The 21,235-nt window shown below is 64.2% G+C and carries 21 protein-coding genes, 1 tRNA gene and 2 pseudogenes; 12 read left to right on the forward strand and 12 right to left on the reverse strand.

Annotated elements, in window-relative coordinates; genetic code table 11:
* Positions 1–29 precede the first annotated feature (29 nt).
* Positions 30–1,085 (forward strand): ABC transporter ATP-binding protein, encoded by a 1,056-nt coding sequence (locus tag OKW43_RS01250; RefSeq protein ID WP_187636836.1) that lies wholly within the window; start codon positions 30–32, stop codon positions 1,083–1,085.
* A gap of 23 nt (positions 1,086–1,108) precedes the next feature.
* Here OKW43_RS01250 and OKW43_RS01255 read toward each other — a convergent pair whose 3' ends face one another.
* Positions 1,109–1,966: a LysR family transcriptional regulator gene (locus OKW43_RS01255; RefSeq protein ID WP_187636835.1), complete on the reverse strand. Its 858-nt coding sequence runs from the start codon at positions 1,964–1,966 to the stop codon at positions 1,109–1,111.
* Positions 1,967–2,068: 102 nt separating this feature from the next.
* Here OKW43_RS01255 and OKW43_RS01260 point away from each other — a divergent pair.
* Positions 2,069–2,983: pseudogene (locus OKW43_RS01260) on the forward strand (DMT family transporter); the annotation flags it as partial.
* 49 nt (positions 2,984–3,032) lie between these two features.
* Here the strand turns inward: OKW43_RS01260 and OKW43_RS01265 are convergent.
* Entirely contained in the window at positions 3,033–4,331 is a 1,299-nt protein-coding gene (locus OKW43_RS01265; RefSeq protein WP_429444705.1) for an MFS transporter, read from the reverse strand.
* 208 nt (positions 4,332–4,539) lie between these two features.
* Between OKW43_RS01265 and OKW43_RS01270 the strand changes: the two genes are divergently transcribed.
* The 8 genes from OKW43_RS01270 to mdcH are packed head-to-tail and all read left to right on the forward strand — an operon-like array spanning position 4,540 to position 11,624.
* Positions 4,540–5,313 carry a GntR family transcriptional regulator gene (locus OKW43_RS01270; RefSeq protein ID WP_429444707.1) on the forward strand — a complete coding sequence of 258 codons (774 nt, stop codon included), beginning with the start codon at positions 4,540–4,542 and terminating at the stop codon, positions 5,311–5,313.
* 20 nt (positions 5,314–5,333) lie between these two features.
* Complete coding sequence (gene mdcA, locus OKW43_RS01275) at positions 5,334–7,004, forward strand: malonate decarboxylase subunit alpha (RefSeq protein WP_187636901.1); 1,671 nt, start codon at positions 5,334–5,336, stop codon at positions 7,002–7,004.
* Positions 7,005–7,006: 2 nt separating this feature from the next.
* Complete coding sequence (locus OKW43_RS01280) at positions 7,007–7,972, forward strand: triphosphoribosyl-dephospho-CoA synthase (RefSeq protein WP_429444710.1); 966 nt, start codon at positions 7,007–7,009, stop codon at positions 7,970–7,972.
* A 5-nt stretch (positions 7,973–7,977) separates the two neighbouring features.
* Positions 7,978–8,301, forward strand: a complete 324-nt coding sequence (locus tag OKW43_RS01285; protein WP_187636830.1) for a malonate decarboxylase subunit delta — start codon at positions 7,978–7,980, stop codon at positions 8,299–8,301.
* Positions 8,298–9,182: a biotin-independent malonate decarboxylase subunit beta gene (locus OKW43_RS01290; RefSeq protein ID WP_187636829.1), complete on the forward strand. Its 885-nt coding sequence runs from the start codon at positions 8,298–8,300 to the stop codon at positions 9,180–9,182. Before OKW43_RS01285 ends, OKW43_RS01290 begins: the two co-directional genes overlap by 4 nt.
* Positions 9,179–9,994 carry a biotin-independent malonate decarboxylase subunit gamma gene (gene mdcE, locus OKW43_RS01295; RefSeq protein ID WP_429444712.1) on the forward strand — a complete coding sequence of 272 codons (816 nt, stop codon included), beginning with the start codon at positions 9,179–9,181 and terminating at the stop codon, positions 9,992–9,994. Before OKW43_RS01290 ends, mdcE begins: the two co-directional genes overlap by 4 nt.
* The gene (locus OKW43_RS01300; protein WP_429444714.1) at positions 9,994–10,692 is read left to right on the forward strand and encodes a malonate decarboxylase holo-ACP synthase; all 699 of its coding nucleotides are present in this window, start codon (positions 9,994–9,996) and stop codon (positions 10,690–10,692) included. The genes mdcE and OKW43_RS01300 overlap by 1 nt, the downstream gene beginning before the upstream one ends.
* Entirely contained in the window at positions 10,692–11,624 is a 933-nt protein-coding gene (gene mdcH, locus OKW43_RS01305; protein WP_429444716.1) for a malonate decarboxylase subunit epsilon, read from the forward strand. Before OKW43_RS01300 ends, mdcH begins: the two co-directional genes overlap by 1 nt.
* A gap of 202 nt (positions 11,625–11,826) precedes the next feature.
* Here mdcH and OKW43_RS01310 read toward each other — a convergent pair whose 3' ends face one another.
* From OKW43_RS01310 to OKW43_RS01340, 7 genes and pseudogenes are all read right to left on the reverse strand, one after another.
* Positions 11,827–12,414: a hypothetical protein gene (locus OKW43_RS01310; RefSeq protein ID WP_187636825.1), complete on the reverse strand. Its 588-nt coding sequence runs from the start codon at positions 12,412–12,414 to the stop codon at positions 11,827–11,829.
* A 360-nt stretch (positions 12,415–12,774) separates the two neighbouring features.
* Positions 12,775–13,874, reverse strand: a pseudogene (locus OKW43_RS01315) (extracellular catalytic domain type 1 short-chain-length polyhydroxyalkanoate depolymerase).
* A 45-nt stretch (positions 13,875–13,919) separates the two neighbouring features.
* Positions 13,920–14,345 (reverse strand): CopG family transcriptional regulator, encoded by a 426-nt coding sequence (locus OKW43_RS01320; protein ID WP_187639471.1) that lies wholly within the window; start codon positions 14,343–14,345, stop codon positions 13,920–13,922.
* Positions 14,346–14,832: 487 nt separating this feature from the next.
* Positions 14,833–14,905 (reverse strand) — tRNA-Lys (locus tag OKW43_RS01325).
* A gap of 52 nt (positions 14,906–14,957) precedes the next feature.
* Positions 14,958–15,521, reverse strand: a complete 564-nt coding sequence (locus OKW43_RS01330) for an Hsp20/alpha crystallin family protein (protein ID WP_187639470.1) — start codon at positions 15,519–15,521, stop codon at positions 14,958–14,960.
* A 93-nt stretch (positions 15,522–15,614) separates the two neighbouring features.
* Entirely contained in the window at positions 15,615–16,022 is a 408-nt protein-coding gene (locus OKW43_RS01335; protein ID WP_429444719.1) for an Hsp20/alpha crystallin family protein, read from the reverse strand.
* A gap of 28 nt (positions 16,023–16,050) precedes the next feature.
* Positions 16,051–16,494: an Hsp20/alpha crystallin family protein gene (locus OKW43_RS01340; RefSeq protein ID WP_187639468.1), complete on the reverse strand. Its 444-nt coding sequence runs from the start codon at positions 16,492–16,494 to the stop codon at positions 16,051–16,053.
* 245 nt (positions 16,495–16,739) lie between these two features.
* Between OKW43_RS01340 and OKW43_RS01345 the strand changes: the two genes are divergently transcribed.
* Complete coding sequence (locus tag OKW43_RS01345) at positions 16,740–17,123, forward strand: hypothetical protein (protein ID WP_429444721.1); 384 nt, start codon at positions 16,740–16,742, stop codon at positions 17,121–17,123.
* Positions 17,124–17,142: 19 nt separating this feature from the next.
* Here OKW43_RS01345 and OKW43_RS01350 read toward each other — a convergent pair whose 3' ends face one another.
* From OKW43_RS01350 to OKW43_RS01360, 3 genes are all read right to left on the reverse strand, one after another.
* Positions 17,143–18,282: an ATP-binding protein gene (locus OKW43_RS01350; protein ID WP_429444723.1), complete on the reverse strand. Its 1,140-nt coding sequence runs from the start codon at positions 18,280–18,282 to the stop codon at positions 17,143–17,145.
* Positions 18,283–18,471: 189 nt separating this feature from the next.
* Entirely contained in the window at positions 18,472–19,527 is a 1,056-nt protein-coding gene (locus OKW43_RS01355) for an aldo/keto reductase (protein WP_429444725.1), read from the reverse strand.
* Between the two features lie 73 nt (positions 19,528–19,600).
* Positions 19,601–20,191, reverse strand: coding sequence for a flavodoxin family protein (locus tag OKW43_RS01360; RefSeq protein ID WP_429444727.1), 591 nt, complete (start codon positions 20,189–20,191; stop codon positions 19,601–19,603).
* Positions 20,192–20,307: 116 nt separating this feature from the next.
* On the opposite strand from OKW43_RS01360, the gene OKW43_RS01365 reads away from it, so the two are divergent.
* A complete protein-coding gene (locus OKW43_RS01365; protein WP_429444729.1) occupies positions 20,308–21,213 on the forward strand; it encodes a LysR family transcriptional regulator in 906 nt (301 codons plus the stop codon).
* The last annotated feature ends 22 nt before the right edge of the window (positions 21,214–21,235 follow it).

Consider the following 21,235-nt stretch of genomic DNA (forward strand, 5'->3'; position numbering starts at 1 on the left):
CTGGTTTATTCGACCTTCTTCGGATTTTCATGAGCGAACTTCGTATCCGCGGACTGCGGAAATCGTTCGACGGTCACCCGGTGCTGCATGGCATCGACCTTTCTGTCGAGCGCGGCACGCTGCTCGCGCTGCTGGGGCCCTCGGGCAGCGGCAAGACGACGCTGCTGCGCCTGTTGTGCGGCTTCGAGCGCGCGGACGGCGGCAGTGTCGAGATCGACGGCCGGCGGGTCGTCGGCGACGATCTGCACGTGCCGTCCGAACAACGCCGCATCGGCTATGTGCCGCAGGAAGGCGCGCTGTTTCCGCATCTGTCGGTCGCGGACAACATCGTGTTCGGCCTGCCGCGCGCGCAGCGCCGCGCTCGGCATCGCGTGGCCGAGCTGCTGGAGCTGGTCGGCCTGCCCGCGCATTTCGGCGAGCGCGCGCCGCAGCAGTTGTCGGGCGGTCAACAACAGCGTGTCGCGCTCGCCCGCGCGCTCGCGCCTGCGCCGACGCTGGTCATGCTCGACGAGCCGTTCTCGTCGCTCGACGCCGCGTTGCGCGTCGAGACACGCCAGGCGGTCGCGAGTGCGCTTGCCGCAGCCGGCGCGACGGCCGTGCTGGTCACGCACGATCAGTCCGAGGCGTTGTCGCTCGGGCATGAAGTCGCGGTGCTATGGGACGGCCGGCTGATCCAGACCGCGACACCCGAAGCGCTGTACCGCCGGCCGGTGACGCGCGAGCTTGCGTCGTTCGTCGGCGAGGCGGTGTTGTTGCCGGGCGTCGCGCAACAGGATCGCGCGAGCTGCGAGCTCGGCGAACTCGCGCTGGCCGCACCGGTCGGCAATGGCGCGGTCGACGTGATGCTGCGTCCCGAGCAGATTCGTGTGCTGCGCGCCGATGAAACCGCGCGCACAGGTGTCGCGCACGACGCGCTCGTCACTGATGTGATCTTCCAGGGGCAGGACGCGAGCGTCGCGCTGCAATTGCAGTCCGCGACGCGGACGATGGTGCGCGCGCGCGTGCCCGGTTATCTGTGCCCGCGGCCCGGCGAGCGCGTGCGGCTCGCGGTCGAAGGAGAAGTCACCGCCTATTCGCGTGCATAAAAGGCTGAGGCAGCCATTCGCAGCTACCGCAACGACAGATCCTGCATCATCTGCTGCGCCAGATAATCGCAGGTGGGCCGATCCGATTTCGCGCTGCGCGCGACCACGATTTCGAGCGGCGCGATTTTCGGCAGACCTTGCGCGTCACCGAGGATTGCGAGTCGCGGTGGCACGCTGCAACGTGTCAGCGCAATCACCGACAATCCCGCATCCACGGTCGCGACCAGCCCCATCAGGCTCGCGCTGCTGAACGCCGCGCGATAACGGATGCGCGCGCCATCCAACGCGGCCAGCGTGTGCTGGCGCGCAACGCAGCCCGGCTCGTACAACCCCACCGGCAACGGCGACGCCTTCAGCACCGGCGTGTCGACCGACGCCCCCACCCACACCATCGGTTCGCTGCGCACGAATTCGCCACGCAACCTGCGGTCGCGCGTGACGAATGCGAGGTCGATCTTGTTGTCGGCGAGCATCGGCGCGAGCGCCGTGCTCTGCGCGCAGACGATCTCGATCTCGACGCGCGGATACAGGGTCGCGAAACGCCGCAACACCGGCGACAGCAGCGACGACACGTAGTCGTCCGGCGCGCCGAGCACCACGCGCCCGGTCACCTCGGGCCGCACGATCGCCGACCACGCCTCCTCCTGCAACGCGAGCGCCCGCCGCGCGTATTCGAGCAGCGTATTGCCGGGCCGCGTCAGCGCCAGGTTGCGCGTGTTGCGCGCGAACAGCGTCGTGCCGAGCATCGTTTCGAGGCGCTTGATCTGCATGCTGACCGCCGCCTGCGAGCGATGCACGCTCGCCGCCGCCTTCGTAAAGCTGCCCGCCTCCGCGACCGCGACGAAGCTGCGCAGCAGATCGACGTCGAATTCAGGATTCACGACTTATCAACGTGGCTTATGGAATTGCTCAATTTAATTCGTTTGTGATCGGTCCGCAAGCGGCGCAATACTCGCAGGCATCATCTTACGGAGTCGTTTCGCATGTCCCTCACCTCACGTCAGCAAGGCGCGATCACGCTGGCGAGCGGCGGATTGCTGATGGGCACGATCGGCGTTTTCGTCGAAGAGGCACGGCTCGATGCACTGACGCTCGTGTTCTTCCGCTGCCTGTTCGGCTTTGTGTCGCTCGCCGCGTATTGCGCGTGGAAGGGCGTGTTCACGCGCGCGCAGTTCACGCCCCGCACGGTCGTGCTTGCGCTGATCTCCGGCGTTCTGATGGTCACGCAATGGGTCGGCTTTTTCGATGCGATTCATCGCACCAGCATCGCGGTCGCGACCGTCGTGTTTCATGTCCAGCCGTTCTGGGTCGTGCTGATCGGCGCGGCGCTGTTCAACGAGCGGCTCGGCGCGGACCGGCTCGGCTGGATCGCGACGGCGTTCGTCGGGCTCGTGCTCGCGTCGGGCGTGATCGCGGCCGGCAATCTGCAAGGCCACAGCAGCTATCTGATCGGCTTGAGCGAAGCGCTGCTCGGCTCGCTGATGTATGCGAGCGTCACGCTGATCGCGAAGAGCCTCGGCGAATTGCGCCCGCATCTGCTGACGCTCACGCAATGCGCGGTCGGCGTGATCTGCCTGCCGCTGATCGCGCCGCTGGTCGCGCCTTTGACGCTCACGCATATTGGTCCGATGCAGTGGTTCTGGCTGATCGGCATGGGCGTGCTGCACACGGGACTGTCGTATGTGCTGATTTACGGCGCGCTGCCCAAGCTCAGCACGCCCGTGATCGCGGTGCTGCTGTTCGTTTATCCGCTGACCGCCATCGTCGTGGATGCGCTCGTGTATGGCCGTGCGCTGTCGCTGTCGCAACTCGCGGGCATGGCGCTGATCGTCACCGCGAGCCTCGGCGTCAACCTCGGCTGGCCGTTGCTCACGCTGCTGAATCCGGGCGGGCGCGCAGTCACGCGAAGTAAAGCGCGCCGCCCTCACCGGCTTTTAATGCGCTCTGTCACTGCGGCAAAGTCTCGCCGCGCGTCTCCGGCGCGAACGGAATCACGAACAGGCCGAGGACGAACACGAGCGCGGTCAACGCGAGCGGCACGCCCAGCGTCTGCATATGCAGCACCGCCGCGCCGAGCAGAAAGTTGACGCCCGCGCCGACGAATCGCCCAAACGACGTGCAGAACGCAAACGCGGTCGCGCGTACGCGGGTTTCGAACTGCTCGGGCAGCCACAGGCTGAACAACGCGAAGTTGCCGCCGAAAAAGCCGAGCACGAACAGCCACGCGATGAACGGCGCGAGCCCGTTCGGCAGATAGAACGCCCAGCCGAAGCTCGCCGCGATCGACACCGCCATCCCCGCGAAGTACACCGCGAGCGTCATCTTGCGGCCGATGCGCTCGGCCAGTGGAGGCAGCGCGAGACAACCGAGGATCGTGCCGATCGACAGCAGGCCGGTTGCGAGCGACGCGGTGCGAATCGAATCGCCCTTCGACATGCCGGCGCGCGTGGCGAGCTGGATCACCGCGGACGGTTCATAGACAGCGCCCGCCCACAGTCCGATGATCGCGATCGTCAGCAGAATGCACGCGACCCACGTGCGACGCCGGTAGGCCGGTCCGAGGATCTCGCGCAGCGGCTTCGCGCGCACCGTCTTTGCGTCGGCCTTCTGCCACTTCTCCGGCTCCTTCACGCGCAGCAGAATCAGAATCGCGACGACGACCGGCACAGCGCCTGTCAGGAACATCGCGCGCCAGCCGAAATGCACGCCGACCGTGTAATTGAGCGCAGCCGCGAGAAAGAAGCCCGCGTAGTAGCCGGTCTGCAGATAACCTGCGCCCATCTTGCGACGATCCTCGGGCCACGCCTCGGCGACGTAAGTACCCGCCAGTGCCCATTCGCCACCGATCCCGACGCCCGCGATGAAGCGATAAATACCGAGCTGCCACACATTGGTCGAGGTCGCGGCGAGCCCGGTGAAAATCGCGAACGTAAAGATCGTGGCCGCCAGCACCTTGGTGCGGCCGAAGCGATCGGCGAGCGGTCCCCAGATGAACGACAGCCCCCAACCGACCAGAAACAGCGCGAACAGGATCGAGCCCGCGAGGCCGACGTTCGACGGTGTCGCCGCGACGCCCGACCGCGGCAACAGCTCGGTCAGCGCGGGCGTGAGCACCAGCGCGTAGATAAACGAGTCCATGCCGTCGAGCGTCCAGCCGGCCCACGCGCCCCAGAACCCTGCGATCTGCGAACGATTGAGCGGCGTGCGCTGACGCGCGACCGCTCGTCGGTCGGTTACTGTATTCATCATGCTCCTCCGGCCTACGATAGTTGAACGTAACGAAGAAAAGGACGGGCGCGCTTGGGGTGGCTTGCCGAAGTTGATTGATCGGCGATGTCCTCATACAACTCAATCAGAGAACGGCGGGGGCACATTGCCGGGGGGAATCTGGTTCAAGTCTTCCGGGTTTGCCCGCGCTGAAATGCGCCTCTTTTTATATATAATATTTGATACTATGACCGATGCAACCGAAGGTTTTCCCCTGGACGCCGCGATATCCGGTTCGTTTCTTCCGGCCGCCGCGCCGCGCGAAAGTACCTCGCACATGATTGCGGAGGCGCTGCGCGCGGCGATCGTCGACGGCACGCTCGCGCCTGGCGCCCCGCTGCGCCAGGACGCGATTGCCCGGCATTTCTCGGTCAGTGCGATTCCCGTGCGTGAGGCGCTGCGCCAGCTCGAAAGCGAGGGCTGGGCACGCGCGGCGGTCAATAAAGGCGCGACCGTCGCGCCGCTGTCCGCCAACGAAGCGCGCGAGATCTACGAGATCCGCTCGGCGCTCGAAAGTCTCGCGCTCGGCCTTGCGATTCCGCATCACACCGCCGCGACGCTGCGCGAAGCCAGGGACTTGTGCCGCGCCGCCGAGCGCGAAGAGGATCCGTCGCTATACGTCACGCGCAATGCCGCGTTTCATATGTGTCTCTATGCGCCCGCCGGCCGGCCGCAGCTCGAGGACATGATCGGGTTGCTGCACCGGCGCGGCGAACGCTATCTGCGCCTGAAGTTCGGCTTGCCGTCGTACAAGGGCGAGTCCGACAACGAGCACGCGGCGCTGCTCGAAGCGGTCGAGCGCCGCGATATCGCGGCAGCGCAGTCGCTGGTCGTCGCGCATCTGCTCGGCACCGGCGAGCTGCTGCACCGTTTTCTGACCGAGCGCGCGCGCGAAGAAGCCGCGCTTGCGCATCAACCGAAGCCGCGCGGCCGACGCCCGCGCGTCACCACCGGGAGCTGACCCAGCCGATGACCGAGCCGATGAACCATCCCGCCGAAGCCGCCGCCTCGCTGTCCACCGCCCGCTCGTGGACGACCCGTCGCGACGAAAAGAAGCGCCGCCTCGCGGCCATCGCGCCGTGGCTCGAAAACGGCGTGCTACCCGCACACCGCATCGTCGATGCCCTCCAAACCTTGATTCAGCCCGGCGAGCGCGTCGCGCTCGAAGGCGACAACCAGAAACAGGCCGACTTCCTGTCGCGCTCGCTCGCCAACGTTGATCCTCACAAGCTGCACGACGTGCATCTACTGATTTCGAGCATTAGCCGTCCTGAGCATCTGACGCTGTTCGAGCGCGGCATCGCGCACAAGGTCGATTTCTCGTTCGCGGGGCCGCAGAGTCTGCGCGTCGCGCAACTGCTCGAAGACGGCCAACTCGAAATCGGCGCGATCTATACGTATGTCGAACTGTATGCGCGGATGTTCGTCGACCTGACGCCGCACGTTGCCCTGCTGTGCGCGGATAAGGCCGACCGGCACGGCAATCTGTACACCGGCCCGAATACCGAGGACACGCCGACGATCGCCGAGGCCGCCGCGTTCCGTCACGGCATCGTGATCGTGCAGGTCAACGAGATCGTCGACGAACTGCCGCGCGTCGACATTCCGGGTTCGTGGGTCGACGTGGTCGTGCAGGCGGACCGGCCGTTCGCGGTCGAGCCGCTGTTCACGCGCGATCCGCGCCATATCGGCGACTTGCAGGTGCTGACCGCGATGATGGTGATTCGCGGCATCTACGCGCCGTATGGCGTCACGTCACTGAATCACGGCATTGGCTTCGATACCGCGGCGATCGAACTGCTGCTGCCCACCTACGGCGAATCGCTCGGCCTCAAAGGCAAAATTTGCCGCAACTGGACTCTCAATCCGCATCCGACGATGATCCCCGCGATCGAATCGGGCTGGGTCGACAGCATCCATTGTTTCGGCAGCGAGGTCGGCATGGAGGCGTATATCGAGGCGCGCCCCGATGTGTTCTTCACCGGCAACGACGGCAGCCTGCGCTCGAACCGCGTGCTGTGTCAGTTGGCCGGGCAATACGGCGTCGATCTGTTCATCGGCTCGACGCTGCAGATCGACGCGGACGCGAATTCGTCGACGGTCACGCGCGGACGCCTCGCGGGTTTTGGCGGCGCGCCGAACATGGGCCACGATCCGCGCGGCCGGCGTCATTCGAGCGAGGCGTGGCTGAAGCTGTTGAAGGGCGACGGTGCGGTGTCGCGCGGTCAGAAGCTCGTCGTGCAACTCGCGGAAACGTACAAGAAAGGCGGCGAGCCGACCTTCGTCGATGAACTCGACGCGGTCGCCGTCGGCGCACAAAGCGGCATGCCGATCGCGCCGGTGATGATCTACGGCGACGACGTGAGCCATGTGGTCACCGAAGAGGGCATCGCGCATCTGCACAAGGCCGAGGGCATCGACGAGCGGCGCGCGGCGGTCGCGGCGGTGGCCGGTGTCACGCCGATCGGCCTGCGCGCGAAGCCCGGGAAAACCTCGGAATTGCGCCGGCGCGGCATCGTCGCGTACCCGGAAGATCTCGGCATCCGGCGCGGCGACGCGAAGCGTTCGCTGCTCGCGGCGCGCAGCATCGACGATCTGGTCACGTGGTCGGGCGGACTGTACGCGCCGCCCGCGCGCTTCCGGAGCTGGTGACGATGGCGTCCGCTGCTGCTCTTCCTGAACGGTTGGACGCGCCGCATGCTTCGGTCCTGCGCGATGCATGTGGCAGGTCGCCGGCCGCGCCGTTTTCCGACGCGCAACTCGCGCGCGAAGCGACCACCGCGCTGATCGACGAGGCAGAGCTCACGCCGAAGCCCGCGCTCGTCGACCGGCGCGGCAGCGGCGCGCATCGCGACCTCGATCTCGCGATCATGCGGCGCTCCGCGCACGCGCTCGAACCGACGTTCGCGGCACTCGCGCGCACGGCGCGCCGCCGCGGCGAACCCTCGGCGCTGCTGCGCGCCGAGCTCGCGCAGATCGGCCGCGCGGGCGAACAGGACATGATGCGCGCGACGGGCGGTAGCAATGCGCATCGCGGCGCGATCTGGATCATCGGCTTGCTCGTTGCAGGCGTGGCGCTCGAAACATCGTCGAGTTCGTCCATGCGTGCGCACAGATCTGGCGATCCCAACCACCTCGATGCTTCGCGCGTCTGCGCGCTGGCCGCGCAGATCGCCTGCTTCCCGGACCGCTTCGCCGCTGCGTCCGATAGCCACGGCGAGCGGGCGCGTCAACGCTATCAGGTCGGCGGCGCGCGGCGCGAAGCGCAGGACGGCTTTCCGCACGCGCTCGACGTCGGTCTGCCCGCGTTGCATGGCGCACGCGCACGCGGCCTCGACGAAAACACCGCGCGCATCGATGCGCTGCTCGCGATCATGAGCACGCTCGACGATACCTGCCTGCTGCATCGCGCGGGACTCGCCGGCTTGCAGGCGGGGCAGCGCGGCGCGCGGCGCGTGCTCGACGCCGGCGGCAGTTCGACACCCGCGGGCCGCGTCGCGCTCGACGCGCTCGAACGCGAACTGCTGTCGCTGAACGCATCGCCTGGCGGCGCGGCCGATCTGCTTGCCGCCACCCTCTTTCTCGACATGCTGGCGCATCGCGACGCCAGCCGGAGCTGAGCCTGATGGAACATCTGACCTTCGACTATCCGGCGCAACGCGCCGTCACGACCCGCGCGCACGTCGGCGTGGTCGGCTCGGGCGACCTGGAAGTGTTGCTCTCGCCCGCCGCTGCCGATGCAAGCGGCCCAGCGCTCGCCGCGCATGTGGTCGTGCGCACCAGCGTCGACGGCTATAGCCACATCTGGAAGAGCGTGCTCGACCGTTTCTTCACGCGCTATGACGGCGCCGCGCACATCGAGATCAACGACTTCGGCGCGACGCCGGGCGTGGTCGCGTTGCGGCTCGCCGAAGCGGTCGAAGCGGCCGAGGAAGGAGACAGCGTATGAGCACGAGCGCCAGCGTTCACAGCGCGCCGCTGCTGCGCGAGAGCCTCATCGAACTGCCCGCGCGCGAGCGCGCCCGCCGGCTGCTCGATGCGGGCAGCTTCCGCGAACTGCTCGGACCGTTCGATCGCATCGAGTCGCCGTGGCTGCCCTTGCAGGGCATCGTCTGCCAGGCCGACGACGGCTGCGTGATCGCGCGCGGCACGATCGACGGCGAACCGGCCGTGGTCGCTGCGATCGAATCGGCATTCCAGGGCGGCAGCATCGGCGAAGTGTCGGGCAGCAAGATCGCCGCGGCGCTCGAGATGGCGCTGCGCGACTGCGAGCGCGGCAAGCTGGTGCGCCCCGTCGTGCTGTTCGAAACGGGCGGCGTGCGGCTGCAGGAAGCGAATCTGGGGCTCGCCGTCATCGCCGAGATTCAGGCGGCGATCGTCGCGCTGCGACGGCACGTGCCGGTGGTCGGCGTGATCGCGGGCATGGTCGGCTGCTTTGGCGGCATGTCGCTCGCGGCCGCGTTGTGCTCGTATCTGATCGTGACGAAGCAGGGGCGGCTCGGCATGAACGGACCCGAAGTGATCGAGCAGGAAGCTGGCATCGAAGAGCTCGATGCGAGCGATCGTCGCCGGGTGTGGCAATTGATCGGCGGCGAACAGCGCGTCGCGAGCGCGCTCGCCGACATGCTCGTCGACGACGATGCCGACGCGGTGCGTGCCGCCGTGCATGCCGCGTTCGCGCAGGGCGTGCCGGCCATGCATCGCAGCGAGCAGGTCGACACGTTCCTGCAGCGGCTCGCGCGCATCGATCCGGCGAACGTCACGCCGCAAACGCTACGCGATGTGTACAACCCGCAGCGCCGCGATGCATCGAACCAGGAGCAGACATGAACGACACGGCACTCACGCGCGGCGCGCGCTGGTTCAACGCACTGGCAGGCGAACCGTCGAGCGCGGCGCCCGTCTGGAGCGGCGATGCGCCGCTCGGCGGCGACACCGCGCGCTTCATTACGGTCGTGCCCGATGCCGCGAACCGCTTTCCACGCGCGACCACCAACGTGGTCGGGCTCGAACAAGGCTGGCAACTCGCGCGTGCGGTGCGCGAAGCGATCGATGCGGATAACAGCGCTAGCATGCGCCGCCCGATCGTCGCGATCGTCGACGTGAAGAGCCAGGCGTATGGCTATCGCGAGGAAATGCTCGGCATTCACCTCGCGTGCGCGGCCGCCGTCGACGCATACGCGAGCGCACGCGAGGCCGGCCATCCGGTGATCGCGCTAATCGTCGGTCCGGCGATGTCGGGGGCGTTCCTCGCGCACGGCTATCAGGCGAATCGCATCGTCGCGCTCGACGCGCCCGGCACGATGGTCCACGCGATGGGCAAGGAAGCGGCCGCGCGCGTCACGCGCCGTACGGTCGAAGCGCTCGACGAACTCGGCGAGATGATCGTGCCGATGTCGTATTCGATGACGTCATTTGCGAAGCTGGGGCTGCTCGACCAGCTGATCGAAGGCATCGACGCGGATGCGCCCGACGCGGCGCAGATCGAGCGCGTGCGCGCGGTGCTGGTCGAGCAGATTCGCAGCGCGCGCGACGGGGATCGTACGCTCGCGCATCGGCTGGAATCGGCGGCGGCGCGGCAGAATCGCGCGGCGTCGATCGAGGTGCGACGGCGTCTTGCCGAACAGTGGGATGCCGTGTGATGCGCGCGTGTGCGGTTGCGCCCTTCCCCACTGCGCACGCCACGTCGTGCGACGCGCGGTGGCGGCCGCATGATCTGCTGCGCTTGCGGCGGCTGGATTCGCTCGATGCCGAACCGGCGTGGGTTCGCGACGCGTTCGAACGCGCGCCGTATGCGGTCGTCCGGCGCGCGTTCGCTGCTGATGGTTTCGTCGCGATCGGCGTACGCGGTGCGCAGCGAGCGCAACGCTACGGCACATGGGTGCATGCGGACGATATCGTCAGTGCCGTGGCGCCGGAATCCCTCGCGCAGACGCAAGCCGATGCCGGACGTGACGCTTTGCCCTCTTTCGTTGCACTGCTTTCGTTGCAACGTGATCCGGGCGGTCCGCTTGGTGGATTCGTTTGGGGACCGATTGGCAGCACCGGCTTTGAACTGGCGACGCACGTGCCGACTGTCAACGCAACGAGCGACCTCGATCTGTTGATCCGCGTGCCGCAACCGCTGGCGCTGCATGTCGCGAGCGCTTTGCTGGAGCAGCTGCAAACGCTCGCGGCGCGTATCGGCATTCGCATCGATGTGCAGCTCGAAACGCCCGCGGGTGGCGTGGCGCTCGCGGAATGGGCCGCGGGCAAGGCGCGCGTGCTTGCCCGCGATGCGAGCGGCCCCCGCTTGATCGCCGATCCGTGGGCTGCTGTTGTTCACGATGGCACCGCCTGATGCTCGCGCTTCTGTTCCCCGGCCAGGGTGCGCAGAGCGAAGGCTTTCTGCATCGACTGCCGCAGCATCGCGCGGTGCAGCACACGCTCGCTGAAGCCTCCGACACGCTCGGCATCAACGTGCTGACGCTCGACTCATCCGACGCTTTCGATTCGACGGTCGCGGTGCAACTGGGCTTGACCATCGCGGGCGTCGCGATCCTGCGCGCGCTGGCCGATGAAGGATTGGTGGCGCAAATCAGCGCGGGGCTGTCGATCGGCGCGTATGCGGCAGCGGTCAGTTGCGGCGCGGTGGCGTTTCGTGACGCGTTGAAGATGGTGCGGCGACGCGCCGAGCTGATGGAAACCGCTTATCCGGCGGGCTACGGTCTCGCGGCCGTCTCCGGCTTGAGCGAGCAGCAGGCGCAAACGCTGGTTGCACAGCAGGCCGCAGAGCAACGGCAACGCGTGTATATCGGCAACGTCAATGCACCGCGCCAGATCGTGATGGCCGGCGCGGACGATGCGCTCGACGCGTTCATCGAACGCGCGCTCGCGGCCGGCGCGCGCAAGGCCACGCGGCTCGCGGTCAGCGTGCCCTCGCATTGCGAATTGCTCGCGCATGCGAGCGACGAACTGCTGGCGTACTCGCGCGCGTTGCATTTTGAAAGACCGCGCGGTGTTTATATCGGCAATCGCGGTGGACGCCCGTTATATACGGCCGATGCGATTCGCGAAGATCTTGCGACCAATATGCGTTACACCGTGCGCTGGTTCGATGCGCTCACCGTGATCCAGGAAATGGGCGCGCGGGTGTTGGTCGAGGCGCCGCCGGGGCAGGTGTCGGCAGATATCGTGAGGGAGAATTTTTCGGAGGTCAGTGCGCTGGCTGCCAGTACGTTGCCGTTTGACAGGTTGGTGGGGACGGTGCGCAGGCGGTTGGAGCGTGGCTGACGGGGTGTGCTTTGCGATGTACTAATGCGGCTGGGCCAGGGGCGTCTGGGAGCTTCGGCCAGACGCCGCTCGCAAGCCGGCGTCGGCGAATGGTCGCTCTCACCGATGTGGAATGAGTCTTCCCGACCCGTTTCCGCCGGTCAAAATCGTCGAGAGCGGACATTGGGGACGGCGCTATGTAGAAGCGTTCGCGCGAGACCGACTACCGCAGTTCGAGTCGTTGTAGGCGGGCTTCGTTCGTCCGCAGAATATACGACCGCGTCTTGCCTTCGCACGAGCCGGTGGTCGACGTCAAAAATGTAGGCAACGTCAATGCCAATGAACCGTCCCGCCGAATGGCGGAAGCGCGAACACTACGAACGTCCACAGCGCATTCGTCGCCAATTTCAGTAAGCGCTGACAGTGCATAGTACGGCAACAAGGATTTTGGGCCGGGGCCGTCTGGCGGCCCGAAGACCGCCATGAATTGGTGAACGTTGTTCCCGCCACCGAACCCTTCGATGATGAAGGCTGCAATCGCGATCTTGCCGAAATTCGATACGTCAATGAACTGCACCTGCCTGTCGTGTGGCGCCTCCTCCGCATACTCGTCCTTCAGCACGGCGATGAGGCGATTGACTTGCGAGTTGATCTGACGCGTGTCACCTTTGTGGACGCCTGAGTCGGCCGCGTGTCCCGCGAGCGCCTGTAACATGAAAAAAATGGCAGTTACAGTTACGACGACAAGACGGGCGTATTTTGAAACCACTGACGCCGCAGGCAATCTCGGTTTTCTAGTTTTTGCAAACATGTAGTCCCCTCCTCAGGTCGCATGCATTGTCGACGATACAGCCCGTCGCGTCGAATGTCCCTTTCTGGCCGATGACTGCCTCATGCAATGGGCACACATCGCTCGAACTTCGCAAGGCCGCGATCGGCGACACGCGACCGTTGTTGACGATGGACGAACACGCGTGGATGTCTCCAATTGAATGGCAACCTGCCGTACGTTGATTGCGGCGCAAATCCGGCTTCGCCGACCTGCCGCCGAGGATTCGCCCCGGAAGTGATTCATCGGGCAGCCTTTATGCAATTGAGCAAGCGGACTTGCTCTACATGCACAGCGGACGCCACTCCGTCGCAATCATAGTAACCACAAGAGAGGCCTGCACTATTGTCGTTGCGGATGATCAAGAAAGAAGCGCAGCATTTCGGCACTCGCATCCGGACCGGTAGCGTCCGTATAACTGCCTCGTGCATTGCCGCCTGCCCAAGCGTGCCCTGCGCCATGAATGGTCCACAACTCGGCGTCGATACCGTCGTCGGAAACCAGCCGCGAGACGGTACAGGCGCGTCGGCCCGCGTCGACCCGACGCCGTTCGCTGCCGGCGTCCGGCCGTGCGTCGAACCTCTGCACGAGCCGCGTGGCATTCGCTACGTGCACGGTGGCATCCGCGTCACCATGAAAGACGATCATGGGCCGTCTCGGTGACAAGTCTGTATCGCCTTGCACGCGCCGTGCGTTTCGGGGGTGCTTGCCGCCTTTCATCGCCGCGAGCGCGGAGGGTAAATTGTGCGCGCACCGTGCCGGAAGACCCGAATGCACGCCGACCGCGGCATACAGCTCGGGATACTCGGCGATCATGATCGCCGCCATTGCGCCCCCCGCGGACATCCCCGCGACGTACACGCGCGCAGGATCGACGTTGTGGGCCGAGATGATTTCGCGCGTGATGCCTGCGATCAGCGACGGCTCGCCGCGCTCGCGATGCTGATCGTCAGGTTTGAACCAGTTCCAGCACTTCGACGGATTCCCCTGCCGCGGTTGCACCGGATAAGCTACGAGACATCGATGTCGCTCGGCAAGCGCGTTCATCTGCGTGCCTGCTGCGAAATCGTCGGCGTCCTGCGTGCAGCCGTGCAGCATCACAATCAGTGGCAGCGGCTCGCCGGCGCCCCCCGCCGGCACATACAGCCGATATTGACGGCGACCGGCGGCATTGGCATACGCAAGCGTGATGAAATGTCCTCGTTCCTCCACGTCAAGGCAGTCTTCTCGCGCCTTGTGCGCGGTCGCTTCCTTGGTCTTTGCAAACGGGAAGACAACGGGCTCTGGCGTCTTGTCCCGCGACACAGTTTCGTTCACTGCACCGACGCTTTCCCCTCGCAGTGCGCGCGTTGTATCGCTTCTGTCGCTTCGGCAACGCCGCGGGTACGCAGCAAAGTCATCGCTTCGTGCATTGAGTTCAGAAAGCCTTCGTTGAGTTTCATCACATTTGTCCGATTACCGGCGTTGAGGGGGTGGGCCTCGCGCGGCTAGTGGATTCTGCCAGCAAGCGCCGTCTTGACTGCGGGCGAAGCGTGAAAGGCTCCCAGCACCACGACGCTTTCGATAGTCGCGAGCGCGAGTTCCGGGGAGACATCGGCGGCAATGCTGGCCAATCCCAGGACCTGAATGTTGAGACGCTCGCGCGCGGCTCGAATCGCCTCGAGATCCTGCCTGGAGAAATGCTGCAGCCCGAGCACAAGCGAACGACGCGCAACCGTTTCCTGGACGACCCGCGCATGTAGCGCGAGCTGGTTGCGAATCGCCGTTCGGATCAGGTCGGTCCGGTTCGCATAGAAGCCTTCTTCAACCAGGAGATCGATCTGCCCGAGATCGACGGGTCCGAGATTGATCGTGATTTTTTCCGAGTCGCCGCCTTTCGAGCGGAGGGTGTCCAATACCGCGGGTTTCTTCATCGCACCATCCTTTCACCATCTATGTGGATGGTTATAGGATGGTTTTAGATGCGCCGCAACATAAAATTTGGGGGCGAGACGCCTTCTGGGCTCGCCGCTAGATAGAGCGCGGATATCGCTCAGTGGTTGTCGCGTGACTTTCCCAAGCGCTATCGCCGGTCGATGCGCACATGGATAGCTACGAGGTACTGGAGGACGCGGCAGCGGTTGAATACTGCGATGAGCCTCCTCGGCGCTTCGCGGAGCAACTCGACTGCCGGTCTCATCGTTGTAAAGGCCGGTTACAGCGCTGGGTTTGTGACACGCGCCTTCCTTGATCTGGTGGCTCAATACTATTCGTTTAACAATAGCCGAGGCCCTACTCGCTGAGCAGAACCTTCCGCACGTCGGACTCGGGGGCAATGCGCTCACCCTGCCCCGCTTGACCGGGCACTGGGCATCCAGTGATGTCGCGCCTGCAAGGTCCGACTCGATCGTGCCGCCAGGGTAGGCCGTACTGGATTCGAACCAGTGACCAACGGATTAAAAGTCCGCTGCTCTACCAGCTGAGCTAACGGCCCGACTCGACTCGCCCGATGCCCGCCGCGACCCGGGCACTTCCCGCCTGTTTGGCTAGCCGATGTCGATCGTGCGACTCGTGGATCGCGCCGGCTCCGATTTTGGCACGGTCAACGTGAGCACACCGTTATCAAATTTTGCCAATGCGTGGTCGGGGTCGGCGTTTTCCGGCATCGGGATCGTGCGCATGAAGCTTCCATAGGCGCGCTCGAGCCGGTAGCAGCCGTCTTCCTCGCTGCGGACGTCCTGCTTCTTTTCGCCGCGCAACACGATCGCGCCGTCCTCGACGCTCACAGTCAGGTCTGCGCGCTCCATCCCGGGCAGTTCGGCGGTCACGCGAAGCATCTGCCCTTCGTCGACGACGTCGATGCGCGGCTGGAAGCGCGATGAACTGAAGTCGCCAAACCATCGTTCGAGCGCGCCGCGACCTGCAAACGGGTCATGGAAGAATTCTTCCACCGCTCGCCACGGTTCGCGTGTGAACAATCGCGGAATGTCAGGCCACGAGGCACGCCACTGTTCGCTCGCCTGGGGGCTTTCCGGGGTGTCCGCATCGGACTTGCGGGCCGCCCCGCGTAGGAACTTGAACGGGTTCCACTTTTTGGGGTCGGTGTTCATCGTATCCTCCCTTTAAGGTCTGGCTGAAGAACCGGATGGCGGCCAGACGACCGCCACCGGTTTTCTCCCCGCCGTTGCTCTCCACTGCCGACTTCACTCCGTGCGCACCTCGATCCGGCGCGGACGGGCTTCGTCGCGGCGCGGTATCGTCAGCTTCAGCACACCGTTCTTCAGGTTTGCATCGATTTTCGTTGCGTCGAGGTCAACTCCAAGGGAGAACGAACGCGCGAAGTGAGGCTGGCGGATCTCCGCATGCTGCAGCCGCAGCCCCGCCGGCGTGGGCACCACCGCCTCGGCCTCGATGGACAGGTTGCCATCGTGCACCTTCAGATCGAGCCGGTCCTTTGTAACGCCGGGCAGATCCGCCCACAGCGTGACGCCCTGGCTATCCTCGAAGATGTCCACGGGCGGCGTTAGCGTGATCCGGTGTTGTGACGGGTCGTCTTCGCGGCGGGCCAGCGCCGCTTCGTCTTTCCTGGCAAGTTCCGTGGTGTCTTTCATGATGTCCTCCTCAGTTCTGCGACGGGTTTCATTGGACGGTGATGGCGCGCGGCTTTGACGTCTCCCGCTTGCCGATGCTCACGGTCAGGCAGCCATTGGTGTACTGCGCCGTGACCTTGCCGGGGTCCGCTTGCTGCGGCAGTTCGATGACGCGCCGGAAAGCGCCGACGAACCGCTCCTGCGCATAAGTACGCAGATCGTCGCCGGCCGCTTCCGGCCGTACGGTCTCGCGCTCGCCGCTGATGGTCAGCAGCCCCTTGTCGATCGACACATCGAGCTTCGCCGGATCGACGCCTGGGGCGAACGCGACGATCTCGATAGAGTCGTCGGTCGAGCCGATGTTGATCTGCGGGAAGGCGCCGAAGCGCCCGGAACGGATGCTGGACGGGAAACCGCCGAAGAGGCCCGCCATCTGCCGTTGCAGACGGTCGAACTCGCTGAAAAGGTCGGTCCCGAAATAGAGATCACTCATGATCGTTTCCTCCTTCGATGCAGCAGGGAAACGAACCGGCCTACGCGCTCCAGTCCGTCTGCCGTGCTGCGGCAAACAAATCGAAACACGCAGCGCGCCGGAATGCCGGCGCGACTGCCTGAGCGGAATTCAGAATAGAATCCCAAACAAAAATTTCAAGGGGATTTTTGCGACTTTCTGTTCTTGAAGCCAGGTCATCACATCTCTATCTTTATGTAGTAGGTGATGGACCATGCGAGGACAAGATGGAATTCGAATACGATTGGCTGACCCTTGGCCGGCACCGAATCAGGTTGCGCTCAACAAAGGGTTTCCCGACCGAGACGATGCGCACGGCGGTCGAAGTCATCCGGCTGGCGATCGACAGCAACATGAGCGCGCGTGCGCGGCTGGTCGAAGTGGTATTCCTGCAGGAAAACGCTTACGAAATCGCGATCGGCACCACGTTCGCCGACGACCGGCTTTGCGCGCCGCAGTTGGAGGCGGCGATCGCGACCGTGCTGGGCCTGCAGCCCGCGCAGGTCGATATTTCAGTGACCGTGGTCACCCAGGAAGAGGTCGATCTGCACTTTGGTGTCTACGAGAGGATGCTGGCCGAAAAGCTCGGCGTGGTGCCGCCAATCCAGTGATGCGTCGCGGCAGGCAACGTCAATCCCCGTTTGCCGTCCCATCCGCACGCGGGAGCGACACTGAAAACGAGGTCTCCGTCTCGTCGGATCGCGCATCGATCGCGCCGTGATGGGCCTTGGCAATTTCGCTGGCAATATACAGACCCAGCCCCAGGCTAGTCGCGCTGTCATGTTCGCCTTGTTGGTCGGCCCCCCGCGTCAACGGATCGAAGATGCGCGCCAGGGATTCACGCTCGATGGCGGGTCCGCTGTTTCTGACATCGATATGAACCTGCGTTGCATCTCCGGTCACCTCCACGCGCACCGGCGTGTCCTGTGCTCCATACTTGATGGCATTGAGTACCAGATTCTGAAGCAATTGCTGCAGGCGCCGGCCATCCCACACTCCCTGTAGATTGCCCCTCACGTGAAGCTCGATCTGCCGGTCAGGGTGAACCGCACGCAGTTCATCGATTTCGTCGGCAAACACGCGCGCCAGGTCGATACTCGTGGGCATCACGTTGATGCCGAGGCCCAGCCGCGTCCGGTTGAAATCGCACAGGTCATCCAGCAGCGCCTGGATCCGGGCTCCGCTACGTATCAGGCGGGCGGCTGCTTCCGATACCCGGTTCCCCGCATTCAGAGCGGCTAGATATGATGCCGTCATCTGAATCGCCTGAAGCGGGCTGCGCATGTCGTGTCCCATCATGCCAAGCAGCAGGTTTCGATTCTGCTCGACCTGTGCGCTGAAAAAGCGGACCGATTCGGCAAGTGCCTGGTCGATCGCTTCATTGAAGCGAACGATGTCGTTTAGATCAGGTGCTTTGGGCTCGCAATCGTCCATCCACAGGCGAAGTACGCTTGCACGCAGTGCGCGGTATTCGGCGGCGAGCTGGTTGATATCGAAGCCGGCTCGCGCCCTCAACAGGGCATGCGTTTGTGCGGCTGTTTCGGTCGCATCGATCAGCGCTGGGGCTTGTCCCAGCGATTTTTCGCACTGGGCTTCCCTGGTTTGCGAAGTTCGCAGGTCCTTGGCTACGGCGTGCAGGATTTGTTGCGCGTCGTTACGCAATCCCGATGATTCCATGTTTGCCGCCGCCGGCAGCAGGGTGGCGGCGAACGCCTCCCACTGCGCCAGAATTGGCTCCATGTTTCGGGAGATAAAGTCGGCAAGTCGCATGTATGCGTCTCCATTCCGTAAACGGGACGTTTGGAGGCGGTCAGCATACTACGTGAATATTGGTGGCGGACCCAGGTGAACACCCCGCTAACAGCTCGATCTCTCTTTTGTTGTGGGCGTATGCAATTCAACGAGGGCCAGGTATTTGCGAGCGCCCGCGTCGAAGGGATTGATGTGCAGTAGCCGGTTCTATTCCGACGCGACGCGCCTGAAAGGCTGGAGGACCCTGCTCGCCTCCTGACGATCGATCATCCAGCCGGGATAGTAGGGAGGCAAAGCACTCACGACTTCAAGACGCGCAAGCTCATCCTCGGTGAGGACGACATCGATCGCGCCGAGATTATCTTCGAGCTGTTCGACCCGCTTGGCGCCGATAATGACGCTCGTGACATACGGCTTGGCGAGCAACCAGGCGAGCGCGATCCGGGCGACCGAGACACCGCGCGCGTCGGCCATGGCGCGCATCTCTGCAACGCACGGCCAGGCCCGATCAGGGTCGACCGGCGGAAAATCGAAATGGCTGCGCCTCGAACCTTGTTCGGTTGGCGCCCCGGGGCCAAACTTTCCGGAAAGCAAACCGCCGGCGAGGGGCGACCAGACGAGGAGCCCCATCCGCTCCTCGATGACGAGTGGCACCAGTTCGCGCTCTACGTCACGTCCGGCGATCGAATAGTAGGCCTGGAGCGTCTCGAAGCGCGTGGCGTGTAGCGCTTCGCTCAGCCCGAGCGCCTTACCGATCTTGCCTGCGCGCCAATTCGAGACGCCGACATAACGAACTAGCCCCTGCCGCGTAAGATCGTCGAGGGCCCGCAGCGTCTCTTCGATCGGCGTGACAGGATCGCTGGCGTGTATCTGGTAAAGGTCTATATGGTCGACCTGGAGCCGTTCCAGGCTCCTCTGCACGGAATCCATGATGTGACCGCGCGACGCGCCCTGATCGTTGGGTTTCGGGCCCATCACGCCGGCTGTCTTGGTAGCTAGCACGATCTCGCTGCGTGGGACTCCGATGTCTCTGAGCGCCTGTCCGACGAGGCGTTCAGACTGGCCGAAGGAATAAATGTCGGCGGTGTCGATGAAGTTGATTCCCTCAGCAAGCGCGCGGGCAATCAGTTGGTTCGCCTCGTCCTGACCGAGTGCGCCGATCGCCGTCCACATGCCGGCGTCAGCATTGCCGCCCATCGTCATCGTGCCGAGGCAAAGCTCGGAGACATAGAGGCCGGTGCGGCCAAGTTGCTTGTATTTCATGACAGTTTCCTTCGAGATTGGCTGGACAACATGCGGCGGCGTCCGGTCTGTCGGTTTTCGCGCACCACAGATTTCAGCTGCTTTGAAATCTTCCGGACCGAAACTGCCCGGCGATCATCGCGACGCGTGCGCCATAGCGGCGGGCCGTTTCGAGATCCCCTGGCGACATCTCTTCAGGCGACGCGTCGGCAGGTGTCTGCGCCATTGGCGCGATGTAGGAGCCCATGCGATTCAGGTCGTCGCGCATTGAGGCTTTCACGTTTGCCGGCTTGATATCCATGCTGATCCAGATGCCGCCGTGCTGCCCAGCCAGCAGGAAGAAGTATTCGAGCGTATTGAGCTTGTCGCCGTTGATACTCGCGCTATTGGTAAAGCCGCCAAAGATCTTGTTTTGCCACCCGCCTTCGAACCAGGCCTTCGAGGTTGCGTCCGCGAACTTCTTGAACTGCCAGCTAGGGCCGCCCATGTAAGTCGGCGAGCCGAACAGGATCGCATCCGCGCCGTCAAGCGTTTCCCAGGCATCCTCGGCAAGGTTTCCGTCGCTGTCGATTGCGGCGAGTACGGCGCCGGCGCCTTCGGCGATAGCTGTTGCCATACGCTCGGTATGCCCGTAGCCAGAGTGGTAGACGACGACCGTTTTAACCGGAGAGGTGCGTTGATTCATGGTTGTTCCCTTTCGTTCGAGTTGTCCTGTGGACGACATGGGAAGCTAGTCTACTGAGTCACAATTGAGCTATAAATGACGGCAAATAGAACGTTCTGTTACTCCATGGGTGAACAATGCAAAACCTTGACGCACTTCTGATCTTTGCCCGCGTCGCCGAAATGACGAGCTTCACGCGTGCGGCCGAAAGCCTGGGTATCCAGAAAGGACGTGTCTCTATGGTGATCCGTGGGCTCGAGCGAGATGTGGGGGCCACCCTCCTGCATCGGACCACGCGAAGTGTGCAACTCACTGAAGATGGGCGCGCCTTTTATTCACGCGCACGAGACCTGCTGGCCGAAGTACAGGAATTGCAATCCATGTTCTCGGGTCATGGCACACCACTACGGGGAAGGTTGCGCGTCGACATGCCCACCGAATTGGCACGAAGCGTCGTGGTTCCCGCACTACCGCAACTGATGGCGGCGCATCCAGAGTTGGAACTGGAACTTTCCAGTACCGATCGGCGTGTCGATCTCGTCCAGGAAGGGTTCGATTGCGTGATCCGTCTGGGTCCGATCGTCGACGAGACGCTGATTGCCCGACCGCTGGGCAAGCTGCGCATGACAAATGCCGCGAGCCCGAGCTATCTGGCACGGTACGGCATACCGCATACGCTCGACGATCTGAGCAGCCAGGGACACCGGATGGTCCACTACACGCTGACACTCGGCGCGAGGCATGCCGGATGGGAATACCCAGACGGGGATGGCTATGCGGCGCTTGCGTTGCCAGGCGCGATGCAGGTCAACAGTGTTCAGACCTATCATGCAGCCGGGCTTGCGGGGATTGGGTTGATCCAGGCGGGATATTCAGCGCTCGCGCATCACATCGAAAGCGGCGCGCTAGTGGAGGTTCTGCCCGACTTACGTCCTGAGCCCCTCGCCGCCTCGCTCGTCGTGGCCCATCGGCGTAACCTGTCGCCACGCGTCCGGGCCTTTATGGATTGGATCGAGGGGGTATTGGAGCCCTATTTTGACTAAGGCGGGTGTAGCGGCTCAAAGG

The organism is Paraburkholderia sp. WC7.3g, from assembly GCF_050436345.1.
Lineage (GTDB): Bacteria > Pseudomonadota > Gammaproteobacteria > Burkholderiales > Burkholderiaceae > Paraburkholderia > Paraburkholderia podalyriae.

Bases quoted from the DNA above. Each gene is read 5' to 3' on its own strand.
- OKW43_RS01350 (WP_429444723.1), bottom strand. From the start codon at position 18,282: ATGCGACTTGCCGACTTTATCTCCCGAAACATGGAGCCAATTCTGGCG.
- OKW43_RS01270 (WP_429444707.1), top strand. From the start codon at position 4,540: ATGACCGATGCAACCGAAGGTTTTCCCCTGGACGCCGCGATATCCGGT.
- OKW43_RS01320 (WP_187639471.1), bottom strand. From the start codon at position 14,345: ATGAAGAAACCCGCGGTATTGGACACCCTCCGCTCGAAAGGCGGCGAC.
- OKW43_RS01365 (WP_429444729.1), top strand. From the start codon at position 20,308: ATGCAAAACCTTGACGCACTTCTGATCTTTGCCCGCGTCGCCGAAATG.
- OKW43_RS01250 (WP_187636836.1), top strand. From the start codon at position 30: ATGAGCGAACTTCGTATCCGCGGACTGCGGAAATCGTTCGACGGTCAC.
- OKW43_RS01340 (WP_187639468.1), bottom strand. From the start codon at position 16,494: ATGAGTGATCTCTATTTCGGGACCGACCTTTTCAGCGAGTTCGACCGT.
- OKW43_RS01290 (WP_187636829.1), top strand. From the start codon at position 8,298: ATGAGCACGAGCGCCAGCGTTCACAGCGCGCCGCTGCTGCGCGAGAGC.
- OKW43_RS01360 (WP_429444727.1), bottom strand. From the start codon at position 20,191: ATGAATCAACGCACCTCTCCGGTTAAAACGGTCGTCGTCTACCACTCT.
- OKW43_RS01285 (WP_187636830.1), top strand. From the start codon at position 7,978: ATGGAACATCTGACCTTCGACTATCCGGCGCAACGCGCCGTCACGACC.
- mdcA (WP_187636901.1), top strand. From the start codon at position 5,334: ATGAACCATCCCGCCGAAGCCGCCGCCTCGCTGTCCACCGCCCGCTCG.
- OKW43_RS01345 (WP_429444721.1), top strand. From the start codon at position 16,740: ATGGAATTCGAATACGATTGGCTGACCCTTGGCCGGCACCGAATCAGG.
- OKW43_RS01265 (WP_429444705.1), bottom strand. From the start codon at position 4,331: ATGAATACAGTAACCGACCGACGAGCGGTCGCGCGTCAGCGCACGCCG.
- mdcH (WP_429444716.1), top strand. From the start codon at position 10,692: ATGCTCGCGCTTCTGTTCCCCGGCCAGGGTGCGCAGAGCGAAGGCTTT.
- OKW43_RS01310 (WP_187636825.1), bottom strand. From the start codon at position 12,414: ATGTTTGCAAAAACTAGAAAACCGAGATTGCCTGCGGCGTCAGTGGTT.
- OKW43_RS01335 (WP_429444719.1), bottom strand. From the start codon at position 16,022: ATGAAAGACACCACGGAACTTGCCAGGAAAGACGAAGCGGCGCTGGCC.
- mdcE (WP_429444712.1), top strand. From the start codon at position 9,179: ATGAACGACACGGCACTCACGCGCGGCGCGCGCTGGTTCAACGCACTG.
- OKW43_RS01330 (WP_187639470.1), bottom strand. From the start codon at position 15,521: ATGAACACCGACCCCAAAAAGTGGAACCCGTTCAAGTTCCTACGCGGG.
- OKW43_RS01300 (WP_429444714.1), top strand. From the start codon at position 9,994: ATGCGCGCGTGTGCGGTTGCGCCCTTCCCCACTGCGCACGCCACGTCG.
- OKW43_RS01355 (WP_429444725.1), bottom strand. From the start codon at position 19,527: ATGAAATACAAGCAACTTGGCCGCACCGGCCTCTATGTCTCCGAGCTT.
- OKW43_RS01280 (WP_429444710.1), top strand. From the start codon at position 7,007: ATGGCGTCCGCTGCTGCTCTTCCTGAACGGTTGGACGCGCCGCATGCT.